Below are 17,597 nucleotides of genomic sequence, written 5' to 3'. Positions count from 1 at the left end.
CCCCGACCGCCGCCCTGTCGGGCGACGCCCGTTCCACGCCCGTCACCGGGCACCCGCACCTTCCTCAGGAGATGACGATGACCGACGCCACCACCGGCGCCGCCGCCCGCCGCGGCCCCTTCCGGGACGGCGAGCGCGTGCAGCTGACCGACGAGAAGGGGCGGATGAGCACCATCACCCTGACCGCCGGGCAGGCGTTCCACACCCACCGCGGGGTGCTCGAGCACGAGAGCCTGATCGGCGCCGACGAGGGCACCGTCGTCACCAACTCGGCCGGGAACCGCTACCAGGCGCTGCGCCCGCTGCTGAAGGACTTCGTCCTCTCCATGCCGCGCGGTGCCGCGGTGATCTACCCGAAGGACGCGGCCCAGATCGTCACCATGGCCGACATCTTCCCGGGCGCCCGGGTCGTGGAGGCCGGCGTCGGCTCCGGCGCCCTGACCATCTCCCTGCTGCGCGCCGTCGGCGACACGGGCCGGGTGCACTCCTTCGAGCTGCGCCCGGAGTTCGCCGACGTCGCCCGCGGCAACGTCACCACCATGTTCGGCGCGGACCACCCGGCGTGGCAACTGACCATCGGGGACCTGGCCACCGAGCTCGGCGTGCAGGAGGAGCCCGGCAGCGTCGACCGGATCGTCCTGGACATGCTCGCCCCCTGGGAGTGCATCGACGCCGCCGCCACCGCCCTGGCGCCGGGTGGCGTGCTGATCACCTACATCGCGACCGTCACCCAGCTCTCGCGCGTCGCCGAGGCCGTGCGGGACGACGGGCGCTTCACCGAGCCCGAGTCCTGGGAGACCATGGTCCGCGGCTGGCACGTCGAGGGACTGGCCGTGCGGCCCGACCACCGGATGGTCGCCCACACCGCGTTCCTGCTGATGACCCGGCGGCTCGCGGACGGCTCCGAGCGGCTCGCGCCCCGTCGGCGGGCCTCCAAGACGGACTACACCGAGGCGGATCTGAACGCCTGGACCCCGGGCGCGGTGGGGGAGCGGCCGGTCTCGGACAAGCGCCTGCGCAAGGTCGGCCGGGACGCGAGCCGCCTCGCCGAGCGGGCGCGGGAGGCGGGCGCCGGCGCCGGGCCGGCCCCTGCTGTGAACACGGCCGCGGGCACGGCCGCGGAGGACGCCGGGAACGATGACGGTGCTGGTCACGGGCCCGTCACGGATGCCGTGGGGGACTCGACGACGAACTAGGGTGGAACGCAGGACCGGCAGGCCGCGCCGACCGCGCGGGCGCTGTCCGGTTGTGGTGCTGCGAAGGAGGTCACGGCCATGTCCGAGCCCACATCGACGAATTCCCCGGGAGCCGGCGACGCCGCCGGCCGTCAGCTGGCGGTGCTGCGCGACAAGCTGCGGCTGCTCGACCGTCAACTCGCCGGGGCCACCGCCCAGAACGGCACCCTGGTCAAGGCCCTCGAGGCCGCCCGGGACGAGATCGTTCGGCTCAAGGGTGCCCTGGAGCGCGACGGCGCCGCCCCGTTCGGGTTCGGCACCGTCATCGCGATCAACCCCGCCCGGCCCGCCGAGACGGCCCGCGGGGTCGCCGTCGCCGCCGAGAGCGTCGACATCGTCAACGCCGGCCGGAAGGTGCGGGTGGGCGTCTCGCCGCTGGTCGGCATCGGCGCGCTGACCGTCGGGCAGGAGGTGCTGCTCAACGAGTCCCTCACCGTGGTCGGGGCGCTCGGCTACGAACGCGCCGGCGACGTCGCGACCGTCAAGGAGCTGATCGGCGGCGACCGGGCGCTGGTGGTCGGCCGGTCCGACGACGAGAAGGTCGTCCGGCTCTCGGGTGGACTGCAGGGCGCACCCCTGCGCGTCGGCGACGCCGTGACCGTCGACTCCCGTCTCGGCTACGCGCTGGAGAAGATCACCCGCAGCGAGGTCGAGTCCCTCATCCTCGAGGAGGTGCCCGACATCTCCTACACCGACATCGGCGGGCTCGGGCCGCAGATCGAGCAGATCCGCGACGCCGTCGAGCTGCCCTTCATGCACCCCGACCTGTACCGGGAGCACGGCCTCAAGGCGCCCAAGGGCATCCTGCTCTACGGTCCGCCCGGATGCGGCAAGACGTTGATCGCCAAGGCCGTGGCGCACTCGCTGGCCGCCCGCGTGGCCGAGCGCCGCGGCTCGGACGTCACGAGCTACTTCCTGAACATCAAGGGCCCCGAGCTGCTGGACAAGTACGTCGGGGAGACCGAGCGGCACATCCGGCTGATCTTCGCCCGCGCCCGGGAGAAGGCCTCCGAGGGCAACCCCGTCGTCGTCTTCTTCGACGAGATGGACTCCCTGTTCCGCACCCGCGGCACGGGTGTCTCCTCCGACGTCGAGACCACGATCGTGCCCCAGCTGCTCAGCGAGATCGACGGCGTGGAGCGGCTCGACAACGTCATCGTCATCGGCGCCTCCAACCGTGAGGACATGATCGACCCGGCCATCCTGCGGCCCGGTCGGCTGGACGTGAAGATCAAGATCCACCGGCCCGACGCCGAGGCCGCCGCCGAGATCTTCGGCAAGTACCTCACCCCCGCCGTGCCGCTGCACGAGGAGGACCTCGCCGAGCACGGCAGCGAGCGCGACGCCACCGTGGAGGCGATGATCCAGCGCACCGTCGAGGCGATGTACGCGACGGACGCCACCACCGAGTACCTCGAGGTCACCTACGCGAACGGCGAATCCGAGGTGCTCTACTTCAAGGACTTCAACTCGGGCGCCGTGATCCAGAACGTCGTCGACCGGGCCAAGAAGAACGCGATCAAGGATCTGCTGACGACGGGGCAGAAGGGGCTGCGGATCGAGCACCTGCTGCGCGCGGTGACGGACGAGTACCACGAGCACGAGGACCTGCCCAACACCACCAACCCCGACGACTGGGCCCGGATCTCCGGCAAGAAGGGGGAGCGGATCACCTACATCCGCACCATCGCCCACGCCAAGACCGGCCAGTCCCGGGGCCGGGCCGTGACCACCGCCACCGACACCGGGCAGTACCTGTGATGCTGTCTCGTGCCCGAACGCGCGGCACCCCCGGCCGCGGATGACCGTCCACCGCATCATGGGCAGCGAGACCGAGTTCGGTGTCCTCGCCCCCAGCGCCCCCGGCGCCGAGTCCACGGTCCTCGCGACCCGCGTGATCAACGCCTGGGCGGACCTGAGCGGGTTGAACACCCGTGCCATCTCCTCGGCCGGAGGAGCGGGCTGGGACTACTCCGACGAGGCGCCCCTGGCGGACGCGCGCGGCTGGATCCAGTCCCGGGCGTCGGCGGACCCGAGCCAGCTCACCGACGAGCCGGACGTGCTCACGGCCGAGCAGGTGGCCGCCGTGGGCGCGGACGAGGGGGAGGACGACGGCACCGACCCGATCACCGACGGCATCCTGATGAACGTGGTGCTCGGCAACGGGGCGCGGCTCTACGTGGACCACGCGCACCCGGAGTACGCCGGCCCGGAGGTGACGAATCCGCTCGACGCGGTGCGCTGGGACGCCGCCGGCGACGCCGTGGCCCGGGCCGCGACGGACCGGATCACCGCCACCGGGGGTACCCCGATCCAGCTGTACAAGAACAACACCGACGGCAAGGCGGCCTCCTACGGCAGCCACGAGAACTACCTGATGCCCCGGGAGGTGCCGTTCGGCGCGATCGTCGCCGGGCTGGTGCCGTTCTTCGTCAGCCGCCAGGTGGTCTGCGGCTCCGGCCGGGTCGGCATCGGCGTCGACGGGTCCACGCCGGGGTTCCAGCTCAGCCAGCGGGCCGACTTCTTCGAGGCCGAGGTCGGCCTGGAGACCACGGTGCGGCGCCCCATCATCAACACGCGCGACGAACCGCACGCCGTCGCCGAGCGGTTCCGCCGGCTGCACGTGATCATCGGGGACGCGAACCTCGCCGAGGTCTCCGGCTACCTGAAGTTCGGCACCACCGCGCTCGTGCTGTCCATGATCGAGGCCGGCACCGCCCCCGCCGTGCAGGTGCTCGAGCCGGTCCGCGCCCTGCAGACCATCAGCCACGACCCGACCCTGCGCGCGACCGTGGCCCTGGCCGACGGCCGGACCGTCACCGGCCTGGACCTGCAGCGGATCTACCTCGACGCCGCCCGCGAGCACTGCGCCCGCACCGGCGCGGACACGGATCCGATGACGGCCGACGTGCTGGACCGCTGGACCGCCGTGCTCGACCTGCTCGCCGCCGACCCGGCGTCCGCCGCCGACCAGCTGGACTGGGCCGCGAAACTCGCGCTGCTCACCGCCTACCGGGAGCGGGACGGCCTGGCGTGGGACGACCCGCGGCTGGCGCTGGTGGACCTGCAGTACTCCGACGTGCGCACCGGTCGGGGCCTGTACCACCGGCTCGTGGCCGGGGGACGGATCCGGCGGCTGCTCGACGACGACGCCGTCGCCGCGGCCGTGACCGACCCGCCCGAGGACACCCGTGCCTGGTTCCGCGGGCAGTGCCTGCAGCGGTTCTCGTCCCAGGTCGTGGCCGCCAACTGGGACTCCGTGGTCTTCGACCTGCCGGGGGCCCGACGGCTCGTGCGGATCCCCACCAAGGAGCCGCACCGGGGCACGCGTGCGCTGACCGAGTCCCTGTTCGCGCAGAGCACCGATGCGGCCGACTTCGTCCGCCGGCTGGGCACCGGCCCGGAGCCCGGTGGCGTGGCACGATAGAACCATGAGCGAACAGCAGCGTGCCTCCGCGGCCTCGCAGGATCAGCAGACCGAGGACGCCGTCGATCCCACCCCGCCGGGCGGCGCGTCCAGCCCGAGCGCCGCGACCTCGGGTGTGGACGACCTGCTCGACGACATCGACGGTGTCCTGGAGGCCAACGCCGAGGAGTTCGTGCGCGGATTCGTGCAGAAGGGCGGCCAGTAGGCGTTCATGGAGCACATGGGCCGGTACGGCGGAGCAGAGTACGGCACAGCACAGCACGGCGGTACGGGGACGGGCGTGGGCTTCGACGCCGCGAGCGCCGGGACCGGCTCCTCGTTCAGCGCCTGGCTGCAGGCCTCGCACCCGGATCTGCTGCCCTACGGCCGGACCCCGCTGGGCGCCGTCGCGCCCCTCGGCGGGCCGGACGCCGGTTCCCTCGCCCCGCACGGCACCACGATCGTGGCCATGACGTACGGCGGGGGCGTGCTGATGGCCGGTGACCGCCGGGCGACCATGGGCAACGTCATCGCCAGCCGCCACATCGAGAAGGTCCACCCCGCCGACTCGTACTCCGTGCTCGGCGTCGCCGGCACCGCGGGCATCGCCCTGGACGTGACGCGCCTGTTCCAGGTGGAGCTCGAGCACTACGAGAAGATCGAGGGCACCCTGCTCAGCCTCGAGGGCAAGGCCAACCGCCTCGGCGCCATGGTCCGGGACAACCTGCCCCGTGCCGTCCAGGGCCTGGCCGTGCTGCCGCTCTTCGCCGGGTACGACACCACCCGCGCCGTCGGGCGCATCTTCTCCTACGACGTCACCGGCGGGCGGTACGAGGAGATCGAGCACCACACGGTCGGCTCCGGCTCCGCGTTCGCCCGGGGTGCGCTGAAGAAGCTGTGGCGCCCGCACCTGACCGAGGAGGAAGCGGTCCGCGTGGCCGTCGAGGCCCTGTTCGACGCCGCCGACGACGACTCCGCGACCGGTGGCCCCGACGCCATCCGCCGCCTGTGGCCCGTGATCATGACGGTCGGCTCCGCCGGGCACCGCCGCGTCCCCGGGCACGAGCTCGCCGAGGTCTGCGAGGCCGTGCTCGCCGCCCGCTCCAGCGCCGGACGGGAGGCCTGAGCCCGTGACACAGCCGTTCTACGTCTCGCCCGAGCAGCTGATGAAGGACCGGGCGGACTTCGCCCGCAAGGGCATCGCCCGCGGCCGGTCCGTCGTCGTGCTCTCCTGCGCCGAGGGCATCGCCCTGGTCGCCGAGAACCCCTCGCCCTCCCTGCACAAGGTGGGGGAGATCTACGACCGGATCGCGTTCGCCGCGGTCGGCCGGTACAACGAGTTCGAGTCGCTGCGGCAGGCCGGGGTGCGGTACGCCGACCTGCGCGGCTACGCCTACGACCGGGAGGACGTCACCGCGCGCGGCCTGGCCAGCGTGTACACCCAGTCCCTCGGCGCCGTCTTCACGACCGAGGGCAAGCCCTTCGAGGTGGAGCTCGCCGTGGTGGAGGTGGGCGCGGTGCCCGACGAGGACCGCCTGTTCCGGCTGCTGTTCGACGGCTCGATCTCCGACCAGCGCTCCTTCGTCGTGATGGGCGGAGCCGCGGAGACCGTCAGCGGGATCCTGGCCGACCGCCACGACCCGGGCGCGACCTTCGCCGGCGCGGTCGGCACCGCCGTCGACGCCCTGCGCCGGGCGGGCGAGGACGGCGAGGAGAGCACGGCGGCCCGGGATCTGCCGGCCGAGCAGCTCGAGGTGGCCGTCCTGGACCGCGACCCGATGACGCTGCGCGGCAGCCGGCGTGCGTTCCGGCGCCTGAGCACCGAGGCGTGCGCGGCGCTGCTGGCAGGGGAGCGGGTCTGACGTGCAGCGACGTATCTTCGGCGTGGAGACCGAGTTCGGGCTCTCCTACTCGCCCCGGGGCGGCTCCCCGCTCTCCCCGGAGGAGGTGGCGCGCTACCTGTTCCGCAAGGTGGTGCACTGGGGTCGCTCGTCCAACGTGTTCCTCGCCAACGGCGCGCGCCTCTACCTCGACGTCGGCTCCCACCCGGAGTACGCGACGGCCGAGTGCGACGACGTCGAGGACCTGCTCGCGCAGGATCTCGCGGGTGAGCTGATCCTCGACGACCTGTGCCGGGAGGCGGAGGAGCGGCTCGCCGCCGAGGGGTACCACGGCTCGGTGTACCTGTTCAAGAACAACACCGACTCGGCCGGCAACTCCTACGGCAGCCACGAGAACTACCTGATCCCGCGCACCACGTCCTTCACCCGGCTCGCGGAGATCCTCATCCCGTTCCTCATCTCCCGCCAGCTGGTCGCGGGTGCCGGGAAGGTGATCACCGGGCCGGCCGGCGCGACCTACGCGTTCAGCCAGCGGGCCGATCACATCTGGGAGGGCGTCTCCTCGGCGACCACCCGGTCCCGCCCGATCATCAACACCCGCGACGAGCCGCACGCCGACGCCGAGCACTACCGGCGCCTGCACGTGATCTCCGGGGACTCGTCGATGAGCCAGAGCACGACGCTGCTGAAGATCGTCAGCGTCGACCTGTTGCTGCGCATGATCGAGGACGGCGTCATCATGCGCGACCTGCGCCTGGAGAACCCGATCCGCAGCATCCGCGACATCTCGCACGACCCGACCGGCCGGCACCTCGTGCGACTGGCCGACGGCAGCACCATCAGCGCCCTGGACCTGCAGCGCTACTTCTGGCGGAAGGCCACCGACTACGTGGCGACGGCCGGCGCTCACCACGACCGGGTGGAGTTCGCCCTCGACCTGTGGGACCGGGCCCTGACCGCCGTGGAGACCGGCGACACGAGTGGCATCGACACCGAGATCGACTGGGCGATCAAGAAGAAGCTGATCGACGCCTACCGGCAGCGCAGCGGGCTGCCCCTGGACGCACCGCGCATCGCGCAGCTGGACCTGACCTACCACGACATCAACCGCGGCCGCGGGCTGTTCCACCTGCTCCAGGCCCGCGGGGCCGTCCGCACCCTGATCGGCGAGGAGCGCGTCAAGTCCGCGATCGACGACCCGCCCGCCACCACCCGCGCCCGGCTGCGCGGCGACTTCGTCCGCGCCGCCGTCGCCGCCGGCCGCGACTACACCGTCGACTGGGTGCACCTGAAGCTGAACGACCGCACCCAGCAGACGATCCTCTGCAAGGACCCCTTCAAGTCCGAGGACCCCCGCGTCGAGGAGCTGATCGCGGCGATCCGGACGTCCACGCCGGAGCCGGCGACGGACGCCGACAGCGGTACTGGTGCCGGTGCCGGTGCCGGTGCGATTCCGGCCCCGGGGTCCGGTGGTGCAGGCAATACCCAGACTGGTCCGCTACCGTAGACGGGCGCGCGGTCGTCCCGAGGGGCGTGCCGTCGAACCCGACCCCGTTCCGAGGATTTTCCTGTGCGCCGACTGTTCGCCCTGTTGATGATTCCCCTGCTGCTCCTGCTGGCCGGCTGCTCCGGCTCCGGTTCCGACGGGTCGACGTCATCGTCCGCCGCCGCCGCGTCCGGCAACCCGCTGGACTCGATGAAGGTGACCAGCTCCGAGGACAAGAAGGTCCCCGGCCTCGACTTCGCCAAGCCGCTGATCTCCAAGGACGCGGCCGCCAAGGTGATCAAGGAAGGTGACGGGGACACGGTCAAGGCCGGTCAGTCCGTCAGCTACGTCGGCGCCGTGATCAGCGGATCCGACGGCTCCGTCCAGAACGAGACCTTCACCACCGGCAAGACCGAGAGCCTGCTGCTCTCCGACTCGGTCAAGCAGCAGAACGAGGTGCTCTACAACGCCCTCGTCAACGCCAAGGTCGGCTCCTACGTCGCCTTCGCCGCGCCCGCCCAGACGCCGACCGCCTCGCCGAGTGCCGGTGCCAGCGGTGGCGCCAGTGCCAGCGCGAGCGCGACGCCGACCGCGTCGAACGTCATCGTGCTGAAGCTGCAGTCCGCGAAGAACATCCCGACGCGGGCCGCCGGGACCGCCGTCGCGCCCAAGGCCGGCCTGCCGACCGTCAAGCTCGCCGCCAACGGCGCCCCGACCGTGACCGTGCCGAAGACGAAGGCGCCGACGAAGCTCGTCGCGCAGGACCTGATCACCGGCAAGGGCACGAAGATCAAGGCCACCGACACGATCACCGTGCAGTACCACGGCGTGAAGTGGTCCGACGGCTCCGTGTTCGACTCCAGCTGGAAGAACAACAGCCCCGTCACCTTCCCGCTCACCGGCGTCGTCAAGGGCTGGACCCAGGGTCTGACCGGCAAGACCGTCGGCTCCCAGGTGCTGCTCGTCGTGCCGCCGAGCCTCGGTTACGGCAGCCAGGCCGGCTCGCCGCTGCAGAAGGAGACGCTCGTCTTCGTCGTCGACATCCTCGACGTCGCCTCCTGACGCAGGCCCTTCCTGTCCCTTTCCCATCCCTTCACACGACTGGAGACCGACGTGTCCTTCGGCAAGCGCGAGTACGACCGAGTCAAGCCCGAGATCGAGTTCCCCGACCACGCGGCGCCCGCCGACCTGGTGATCGAGGACCTCATCCCCGGTGACGGGGCCGAGGCCACGCCCGGCAGCACCGTGAGCGCCCACTACGTCGGCGTCGCCTTCTCCACCGGTGAGGAGTTCGACTCGTCCTGGAACCGCGGCGCGCCGCTGGACTTCCGGCTCGGCGTCGGTCAGGTCATCGCCGGGTGGGACGAGGGCATCGCCGGGATGAAGGTCGGCGGCCGCCGCCGGCTCGAGATCCCCGCGAACAAGGCCTACGGCGACCGGGGCGCCGGGGGAGCCATCGCCCCGGGCGAGTCGCTGATCTTCGTCGTCGACCTGGTCGACGTCCGCTGAGACGACGGCGCGTGCCCTGACACGCACACCGACACGGCGCCGCGGCGTCCGGCTCCGGCCGGACCCGCGGCGCTGTTAGCGTAGTCGACTGTGGCACCCAAGCGGACCGAGCGACTGCTCAACCTCCTGATCGCCCTGCTGGAACGCAGGCAGGGGTACTCGAAGGAAGAGCTGCGCCGGGTCATCCCGCCGTACGCGACCGCCGGGGACGAGGCGTTCGAGCGGATGTTCGAGCGGGACAAGGCCGACCTGCGAGACCTCGGGCTTCCGCTCGAGTCGTTCAGCGACGACTCCTACTTCGACGCGGACCTGCACACCGTGCGCTACCGCATCGACCCCCACCGGTACCGGCTGCCGGCGGTCCGGTTCAGCACCGACGAGTCCGCGGTGCTCAACCTGGCCTCCCGCATGTGGCAGCAGGCCTCCCTCTCCTCGGCCGCCGGCCGCGCGGTGCGCAAGCTCTCCGCCCGCGGCGTCGACCCCGACCGGGACGTGCTGCTCGGCGTCGAGCCGCGCATCCGGGCCACCGAACCCGCCTTCGGGCCGCTCCTGGACGCCATCGTGCGCCGCCGGCCGGTCAGCTTCGGCTACCAGCGACCCGAGGCGGACGCCCCCCGCACCCGCCGGCTCCAGCCCTGGGGCATCGGCAACCGGTTCGGCCACTGGTACGTCGTCGGCCACGACGAGGACCGGGACGCCGAGCGCACCTTCCGGCTCTCCCGGATGACGACCCCGGTGGTGACCCGGCCGGGCAGCTATGCCATCCCCGCCGGCTTCACCGTCGCCGACGCGCTGGCCACCCTCGTGCAGCGGGCACCGAGCGAGACGGCCACCATCGCCGCCCGGCCGGGCACCGCCCTGTCACTGCGCCCGCCCGCCGGGGCAGGGCCCGAGACAGACGCTGCCGAACCCGCGCCGGGGGATCCGGACTGGGAGCGGTTCACCGTGCCGTACTCGGACACCGAGATCCTCGCGGAGGAGCTCGCCGGGCACGGCCCGCACGTGCGGGTGCTCGACCCGCCGACCCTGCGCGAGGCGGTCCTGCGGCGGTTGCGTGCGGCCCGCGAGCTCGCCGACCGGACGGCCGTGCCACGGCTGGACCGCGACGCGCCCTCCGTGCCGCGCACACAGCGGACCTCCCGCGACGACCTGACCCGGCTGCTCGACCTCGTCCCGTACCTGATGGAGCACCCGGGCGCCGACCTGCCCACCACCGCGCGCCTGTTCGACATCACCCCCGACCAGCTGGTCAAGGACCTCGAACTCCTCTTCGTCTGCGGACTGCCCGGCTACGGGCCGGACCAGCTGATCGACGCCAGCTGGGAGGAGGGGGCCATCTACATCGGCAACGCCGACGAGCTGAGCGAACCCGTCCGGCTGAGCGTGGACGAGGCGGGCGCCCTGATCGTCGGCCTGCAGGCCCTGGGCGCCGTCCCCGGCATCGGGCAGCGTCCCGCGGTCGAGTCGGCCCTGGCGAAGATCTCCTCCGCGGCCTCCGACGCGATCGACCTGACCGCCTCCCTGCACGCGGACGTCGCCGGTGACGGCAACGGCATGCTGCCGACCCTGCAGCGCGACGTCCGGGACGGACGCCGGGTGGTCCTGGACTACCTCGTGCCGCACCGGGACGAGGTGACCCGGCGCAGCGTCGACCCGTGGCGCCTGTTCTCCGCCAACGACATCTGGTATCTGCAGGGGTGGTGCTACCGCAGCGGCGGCGTGCGGAACTTCCGGCTCGACCGGATCCGCGCCGTCGTCCCGGACGGCGACGCCCTGGTCGACCGGCAGCGCATCGCCGAGCACGACCGCCCGGACGCCGAGGTCGAGCTGTTCACCCGGTCCGACGACGACGTCGAGGTCACCGTGCTGCTCTCCCCGCGGGGACGCTGGGTGGCGGACCACTTCGACGCCGAGGCGGTCGTGGAGGCCGGCGGCGGGCCGGGGGCCGGCGAAAGCGGGACCGGCGGGACCGAGCCGGGCAGCTGGGACGGCTGGTTGCTGGCCCGTCTGCGGGTCGGCACCACGGCGTGGCTGCCGGGGCTGTGCACCCGGGCCGGCGGGGACGTGCGCGTGCTGGCCCCCGACGACGTCGCGGGCGCCTGTTCCACCTGGATCGACGACGCCCTGGCCGTCGCCACGGCGGCGCAGCCCTCCTGACCCACCCGCGCCCCGTGGCCCGTTCGCCGGGCGTTCACCCGGGGGACCGGAACCGGCCATCGGGATCCGGCACCGTGAACGAAGGGCGATTGGGGCCCGCCGGACGCCGCCGCCTACACTGGCGACCGTGCCGTGGTGGTTCTGGATCCTGCTGTGGGGAGCCCTGCTCCTGGCGTCCGCCGCGGCCCTGGCCCTGGCGTGCTGGCGGGTGATCCGCACCGGCCTGGCGCTGGTGCGCGAGGTCGACCGTGCGGCGACGGCCCTGTCCGTCGCCGGGTCGTCCGACACCGGGCCGACCTCCCGATCGCCCGACGCAGCATCGTCGGTCGCGGCGACCGACGGGCCGGGCGTCGCCCCGCCCGCCACCCGCGATCTGGCATAGCATGGAGACCGAGGAAAGGACCTACCCGTGCGCATCTTCGAGAACCCGTGGCTCATCGTCATCCTGGTGGTGGCTGCACTCCTGCTCTTCGGCGCACCGAAGCTGCCCGGCATGGCCCGCAGCCTCGGTCAGTCGATGCGGATCTTCAAGTCCGAGGTCAAGCAGATGAAGGACGACGACGCTCCTCACGGAACTTCCGCTCCGACGTCCGCTCCGCGTCCTCCCGCCGAGGCCGGCCAGCAGCTCACCCCGCCGGCCACCAACGCCGCGCCCACCGGCACCGTTCCCACGCAGCACGACCCGGTCCGTGACCCGCAGGGCCCGGCCAGCGGCACCGGCGGCAGCGCCACCCACTGACCCGCGGTGACACCGAGGACCCGCCGCCGGTCCAACCCGGAGGGCCGGATGGCCCTGCGCGACCACCTGCGGGAGGCGCGCAACCGGCTGATCGTCTCGCTCGTCGCCGTGCTGCTCGGCGCCGTCGCCGGCTGGTTCCTGTACCAGCCGGCGTTCGAGCTGCTGCAGCGGCCCATCCAGAACATCTCCGCGCACGACGGCCGCACCGCCCTGATCAACTTCGAGGGTGTCGCCTCGTCGCTGGACATGCAGGTCCAGGGCGCCGTCTTCATCGGCATCCTCCTCACGTGCCCGGTGTGGCTCTTCGAGATCTGGGCGTTCGTCACACCCGGCCTGACGCGGGCCGAGCGCCGGTACGCGATCGGCTTCCTCTCCGCGGCCGTGCCCCTGTTCGCGCTCGGCGCCTTCATGGCGTGGACGGCGCTGCCCGGCGTCGTCACCATCCTGACGCAGTTCACCCCGCCCGGATCCACCAGCAACATCATCCGCGCGCAGGACTATCTCGTCTTCGTGATGCGGATGATCCTGGTGTTCGGCGTCGCCTTCGTGCTGCCGGTGCTGCTGGTGGGCCTGAACATGATGCGCATCCTGCGCGGCAAGCAGATCCTCAAGGCCTGGCGCATCACCGTGTTCGGCATCTTCGTGCTCGCGGCCATGGCCGCTCCGGGTGCGGACGCCCTGTCCATGTTCTACCTGGCGCTGCCGCTCGTGCTGCTCTACTTCCTCGCCATCGCGCTCTGCATGATCCTGGACCGCCGCCGCGACCGGCGGGATGCCCGGACCTCGGACGTCATCGACCTCGGCGCCGACACCGCGACCCCGCGCGAGCGCCTCGGCGAACTCTGAGCGCAGGCTCCTCGTCCTCACAGCGGGGCTCTTACCAGCCGTGCCGGGACGGCGCCGCGACGCTTGTAGGCTGAGGACATGTCCACGCCGTCCGAACGGTACGCGGCTGCCCGGGAACGGAACCAGTACGCCAAGACCCGGCTCGCCGCCTTCGAGCGGACCCAGTCCTTCGACCTCGACGAGTTCCAGCGCCAGGCCTGCCGCTGTCTGGAAGCCGGCCACGGCGTCCTCGTCGCCGCGCCGACCGGCGCCGGCAAGACGGTCGTCGGCGAGTTCGCCATCCACCTGGCGCTCGAGGACGGCCTCAAAGCCTTCTACACGACGCCGATCAAGGCGCTGAGCAACCAGAAGTATGCCGAGCTCGTCGCCGTCCACGGCCCCGATCGGGTCGGGCTGCTGACCGGCGACACCAGCATCAATCCCGAGGCGGACGTGGTGGTGATGACCACCGAGGTGCTGCGCAACATGCTCTACGCGTCCTCCTCGACGCTCGACGGCCTCGGGTACGTCGTGATGGACGAGGTCCACTACCTCGCCGACCGGTTCCGCGGTGCCGTGTGGGAGGAGGTCATCATCCACCTGCCCGACAGCGTGCGCGTGGTGTCCCTCAGCGCCACCGTCTCGAACGCCGAGGAGTTCGGCGCCTGGCTGGACACCGTGCGCGGCGAGACCGACGTGATCGTCTCCGAGCACCGGCCGGTGCCCCTGTGGCAGCACGTCATGGTCGGGGACCGGATCGTCGACCTGTTCGCCACCCCCACCAGCTTCGACGCGGCGGCGATCGCTGCACCCGCAGGCGAGAGCACGGGCGAGAGCGCAGGGGAGAACGGCGGCGAGAACGGGTCCCGGGGCAGCGGGGCCGACCGTGCCGACCGGGACGACGCGCGGGGCCGCGACATCAAGGACGGCCGCCACCGTTCCAGCGGCGGACGCCCCTCGTCGAAGGCGAAGGACCGGCGTCGCACCGAGGCCCTGCGGCAGCAGGAGCAGCGCGCCCGGGCCGCGGCCACCCGCACCGAGCAGCAGGACAGCGGGATCACCGTCAACCCCGAGCTGAACCGGCTGGCCCGGACGGAGAGCCGGGTGCCCCGGCAGGCGCACCGCGGGCGCGGCCGCCGCCCCGACCGGCCGCCCGTGCGGGAGTCCGTGCGCCGCGCCTCCCGGCCGGCCATGATCCGGCAGCTGGACCGTGAGGCGCTGCTGCCGGCGATCGTCTTCATCTTCTCCCGTGCCGGGTGCGACGCCGCCGTCCGCCAGTGCGTGGACGCGGACCTGTGGCTGACCACCCGCGCCGAACAGCGTCAGATCCGCGAGGAGCTGGACGAGGCGGTCCGGGAGCTCTCACCCGAGGACCTCGAGGTGCTCGGCTTCTGGACCTGGCGCGACGGGCTGATGCGGGGCATCGCCGCCCACCACGCCGGCATGCTGCCGCCGTTCAAGGAGGTCGTCGAGCGCCTGTTCGGCGCCGGCATCGTCAAGGTCGTCTTCGCCACCGAGACCCTGGCCCTCGGCGTCAACATGCCGGCCCGCTCCGTGGTGCTGGAGAAGCTCGAGAAGTTCAACGGCGAGGCCCACGTGCCCGTCACCGCGGGGGAGTACACCCAGCTGACCGGGCGGGCCGGCCGCCGCGGCATCGACATCGAGGGCCACGCGGTGGTGCTGTGGCAGCCGGGCACGGACCCGTCCGCCGTCGCCGGTCTCGCCTCGCGCCGCACCTACCCGCTGAACTCGAGCTTCCGGCCCACCTACAACATGAGCATCAACCTGATCGCCCAGTTCGGGCGGGACACGGCGCGGGAGATCCTCGAGTCCTCGTTCGCGCAGTTCCAGGCGGACCGCTCCGTGGTGGGCATCGCCCGGCAGATCCGCAGCCGCGAGGAGTCCCTCGCCGGGTACGCCGAGTCGATGCGGTGCCACCTCGGCGACTTCTCCGCGTACGCGCGGCTGCGGCGGGAGCTCTCCGACGCGGAGCAGCGGGCGGCCTCCACCCGCACCCGCCGCACCCGGGATGCGGCGATGGCGTCCCTGGACCGGTTGCGGCCCGGCGACGTCATCGAGGTGCCCACGGGGCGCAGCGCCGGCTTCGTCGTCGTGATCCGGCCCGAGACCAACGGGTACGAGCCGCGCACCACCGTCCTGACGCTGGGCCACCAGGTCCGCCGCATCACGGCGCAGGACCTGCACGGCGAGGTGCGCACCGTCGGCTCCGTGCGGATCCCCCAGCACTTCGACGCACGGAACCCCCGCGAGCGTCGGGATCTCGCCTCCTCGCTGCGCAACGCGCTGCACGACCAGCGCCCCGAGCGTGGGGGCCGGCACGCCACTGCCGCCGCCGACGACGCGCAGGAAGCCCGCATCGCCGACCTGCGCCGTCAGGTGCGCTCACACCCGTGCCACGGGTGCAGCGACCGCGAGCAGCACGCCCGGTGGGCCGAGCGCTGGCACCGGCTCGACCGGGAGACCGAGGGGCTCAAACGGCAGATCAAGGGCCGAACCAACACCATCGCCCGCACCTTCGACACCGTGTGCGACGTCCTCGCCGGGTACGGCTACCTGACGGACGCTCCCGTGCCCGAGACCGAGGACCCGGAGGCGAGCCGGCACATCGGGGAGCTGCTGCTCGACGGCACCGACCCCGCGCCCGACGGGGACCGGACCCCCGGGCCCCTGCGGATCACCCCGGACGGCAGCCGCCTGCGCCGCATCTACGGGGAGAAGGATCTGCTGATCGCCCTGTGCCTGGGCGACGGGGTCTTCGACGCCCTCGATCCGGAGGAGCTCGCCGCCCTGGCCAGCGTGCTCGTGTACCAGGCCAAGCGCGAGGAACGAGGAGTGCGCCCCACCATGCCGACACCCGCCCTGGAGGACGCCGTGCGCGGCGTCGTCCGCCGCTGGTCCGAACTGACCGACGTGGAGGAGGCGGCCGGCCTGCCCGAGACGAGTGAACCGGAGCTCGGCCTGGCCCGGCCGATGATCGCCTGGGCGCGCGGACGCACGCTCCAGGAGGCGCTGCGGGGCACCGACCTGGCGGCCGGCGACTTCGTGCGCTGGTCCAAGCAGGTGATCGACCTCCTGGACCAGCTGGCCGGAGTACCCGAGATCCCGACGCGCCTGCGCAGCCGGCTGCGCTCCTCGATCGACCTCGTCCGGCGCGGCGTGGTCGCCTACTCGGCGGTGGCCGCATGAGCCGCACCCTGTACCGCAACGGCGCGATCTACTCCACCCACGACCCGTTCGCGACCGCCCTGCTGGTCGACGGTGCGACCGTCGCGTGGCTCGGTTCCGAGGAGGCCGCCGACGGGATGGCCGGCGGCGACGTCACGGTCGTCGACCTCGCCGGCGCCCTGGTCACTCCGGGCCTCTACGACTCGGCCTTCGCCGTTCCCGGCGACCCCGGCGACGCCGTCGACGCGTCCGCGCTCGGCGCCGCCGCGACGGCCGCGGGCTGTGTCGCGATCACCCTGCGCGCGGCCGCCGGTACCGGGTTCGACGCCGTCGCGCCCGTGCGCGCGCTGGCCGCCGAGGCGGAGAACCCGGCCTCCGGGCTGCCCGAGGCCCGCGTGTGGGCCGCGGGAACCCTGCGTGAGCCGCGGGACGCGGAGGAGCTGCACGACGCCGTCGGGCCGCACCTGGCGGGCGTGGAAGCCGCACCGGACGACCGCGACGACGCCGCGGCCCTGACCGCCCACCTCATCGCCGCCACGCGCGCCGGTCTGTCCACCGGATGGGCCGTCGGCGCGGCCGCCGAGCTGGACGCGGTCCGCGCCGCCCTGCCGGCCGCGGCCGCCGAGGGCGCGCCGCTGCGCACGGCCGGGGTGCACCTGGCGGTCTCCGTCGACCTGGACGCCGAGGACCGATCCGTCCTCGCGCGGCACGGGGTGACCGTGCTGGTGACCCCGTCCGCCGGCACGCCGCTGCGGACCCCGCTGGCCGGTCTCGCCGCCGACGGCGTCCCGCTGGTGCTCGGCAGCGCCGCCTGGGACGGTGCCGGTGGTGACCCGGTGTCGCCGTGGGCGCTCGTGCGCGCGTGCGTGCAGCACCCCGATCCCGCCCAGCGGCTCTCGTCCCGGGCGGCCTTCCTCGCGCTCAGCCGCGGTGGCTGGCGCGCCGCGCACGCCGCCCACCCGCTGCTCGGCCAGCTCGTCCCGGGTGCTCCGGCCAGCTGCGCCGTCTGGGAGGCCACCGAGTTGATGGTGCAGACCCCGGACAGCACGGTCGCGGCGTGGAGCACCGATCCCCGGGCCCGGACGCCGCTGCTGCCGGCCCTGGACACCGGCAGCGATCCCCGGTGCCTGCGCACGCTCCGTGAGGGGCTCGTCGTCCACGACGACGGCACGCTTCAGACGGTCCCGCAGGGTAGCTGAGCGGGCCGCTCGGG

General features: G+C 72.8%; 15 protein-coding genes. All 15 read left to right on the top strand.

Going from position 1 to position 17,597, the window contains the following annotated elements; translation table 11 throughout:
• Positions 1–71: 71 nt before the first annotated feature.
• The 15 genes from BGP79_RS09430 (at position 72) to BGP79_RS09360 (ending at position 17,583) form a co-directional block, all read left to right on the top strand.
• The gene (locus BGP79_RS09430; protein WP_083701804.1) at positions 72–1,196 is read left to right on the top strand and encodes a tRNA (adenine-N1)-methyltransferase; all 1,125 of its coding nucleotides are present in this window, start codon (positions 72–74) and stop codon (positions 1,194–1,196) included.
• Positions 1,197–1,274: 78 nt separating this feature from the next.
• Positions 1,275–2,996, top strand: coding sequence for a proteasome ATPase (gene arc, locus BGP79_RS09425; protein ID WP_076694922.1), 1,722 nt, complete (start codon positions 1,275–1,277; stop codon positions 2,994–2,996).
• A gap of 40 nt (positions 2,997–3,036) precedes the next feature.
• Positions 3,037–4,662: a depupylase/deamidase Dop gene (dop, locus tag BGP79_RS09420; protein WP_076694919.1), complete on the top strand. Its 1,626-nt coding sequence runs from the start codon at positions 3,037–3,039 to the stop codon at positions 4,660–4,662.
• A gap of 4 nt (positions 4,663–4,666) precedes the next feature.
• Positions 4,667–4,867, top strand: coding sequence for a ubiquitin-like protein Pup (locus BGP79_RS09415; protein WP_076694917.1), 201 nt, complete (start codon positions 4,667–4,669; stop codon positions 4,865–4,867).
• 6 nt (positions 4,868–4,873) lie between these two features.
• Entirely contained in the window at positions 4,874–5,767 is an 894-nt protein-coding gene (gene prcB, locus BGP79_RS09410; protein ID WP_083701759.1) for a proteasome subunit beta, read from the top strand.
• Positions 5,768–5,771: 4 nt separating this feature from the next.
• Positions 5,772–6,503, top strand: coding sequence for a proteasome subunit alpha (prcA, locus tag BGP79_RS09405; protein ID WP_076694914.1), 732 nt, complete (start codon positions 5,772–5,774; stop codon positions 6,501–6,503).
• A 1-nt stretch (position 6,504) separates the two neighbouring features.
• Complete coding sequence (gene pafA, locus BGP79_RS09400; protein ID WP_083701758.1) at positions 6,505–7,989, top strand: Pup--protein ligase; 1,485 nt, start codon at positions 6,505–6,507, stop codon at positions 7,987–7,989.
• A gap of 63 nt (positions 7,990–8,052) precedes the next feature.
• Entirely contained in the window at positions 8,053–9,030 is a 978-nt protein-coding gene (locus tag BGP79_RS09395; RefSeq protein WP_076694912.1) for an FKBP-type peptidyl-prolyl cis-trans isomerase, read from the top strand.
• A gap of 51 nt (positions 9,031–9,081) precedes the next feature.
• Entirely contained in the window at positions 9,082–9,477 is a 396-nt protein-coding gene (locus BGP79_RS09390; protein WP_076694910.1) for an FKBP-type peptidyl-prolyl cis-trans isomerase, read from the top strand.
• A gap of 90 nt (positions 9,478–9,567) precedes the next feature.
• Positions 9,568–11,634 (top strand): YafY family protein, encoded by a 2,067-nt coding sequence (locus BGP79_RS09385; RefSeq protein WP_076694908.1) that lies wholly within the window; start codon positions 9,568–9,570, stop codon positions 11,632–11,634.
• A 127-nt stretch (positions 11,635–11,761) separates the two neighbouring features.
• Positions 11,762–12,016 (top strand): hypothetical protein, encoded by a 255-nt coding sequence (locus BGP79_RS09380; protein ID WP_076694906.1) that lies wholly within the window; start codon positions 11,762–11,764, stop codon positions 12,014–12,016.
• 27 nt (positions 12,017–12,043) lie between these two features.
• Entirely contained in the window at positions 12,044–12,373 is a 330-nt protein-coding gene (gene tatA / locus BGP79_RS09375; RefSeq protein WP_076694904.1) for a Sec-independent protein translocase subunit TatA, read from the top strand.
• 6 nt (positions 12,374–12,379) lie between these two features.
• Positions 12,380–13,219, top strand: coding sequence for a twin-arginine translocase subunit TatC (gene tatC, locus BGP79_RS09370; protein ID WP_233121336.1), 840 nt, complete (start codon positions 12,380–12,382; stop codon positions 13,217–13,219).
• Positions 13,220–13,297: 78 nt separating this feature from the next.
• Positions 13,298–16,405, top strand: a complete 3,108-nt coding sequence (locus tag BGP79_RS09365; RefSeq protein ID WP_076694900.1) for an RNA helicase — start codon at positions 13,298–13,300, stop codon at positions 16,403–16,405.
• A complete protein-coding gene (locus BGP79_RS09360) occupies positions 16,402–17,583 on the top strand; it encodes a hypothetical protein (RefSeq protein WP_076694898.1) in 1,182 nt (393 codons plus the stop codon). Before BGP79_RS09365 ends, BGP79_RS09360 begins: the two co-directional genes overlap by 4 nt.
• Positions 17,584–17,597: the final 14 nt, after the last annotated feature.

This window comes from Tersicoccus sp. Bi-70, from assembly GCF_001968825.1.
Lineage (GTDB): Bacteria > Actinomycetota > Actinomycetes > Actinomycetales > Micrococcaceae > Tersicoccus.
The sequence above is the reverse complement of the archived record's forward strand: the minus strand, read 5'-3'. Positions and strand labels throughout refer to the sequence as shown.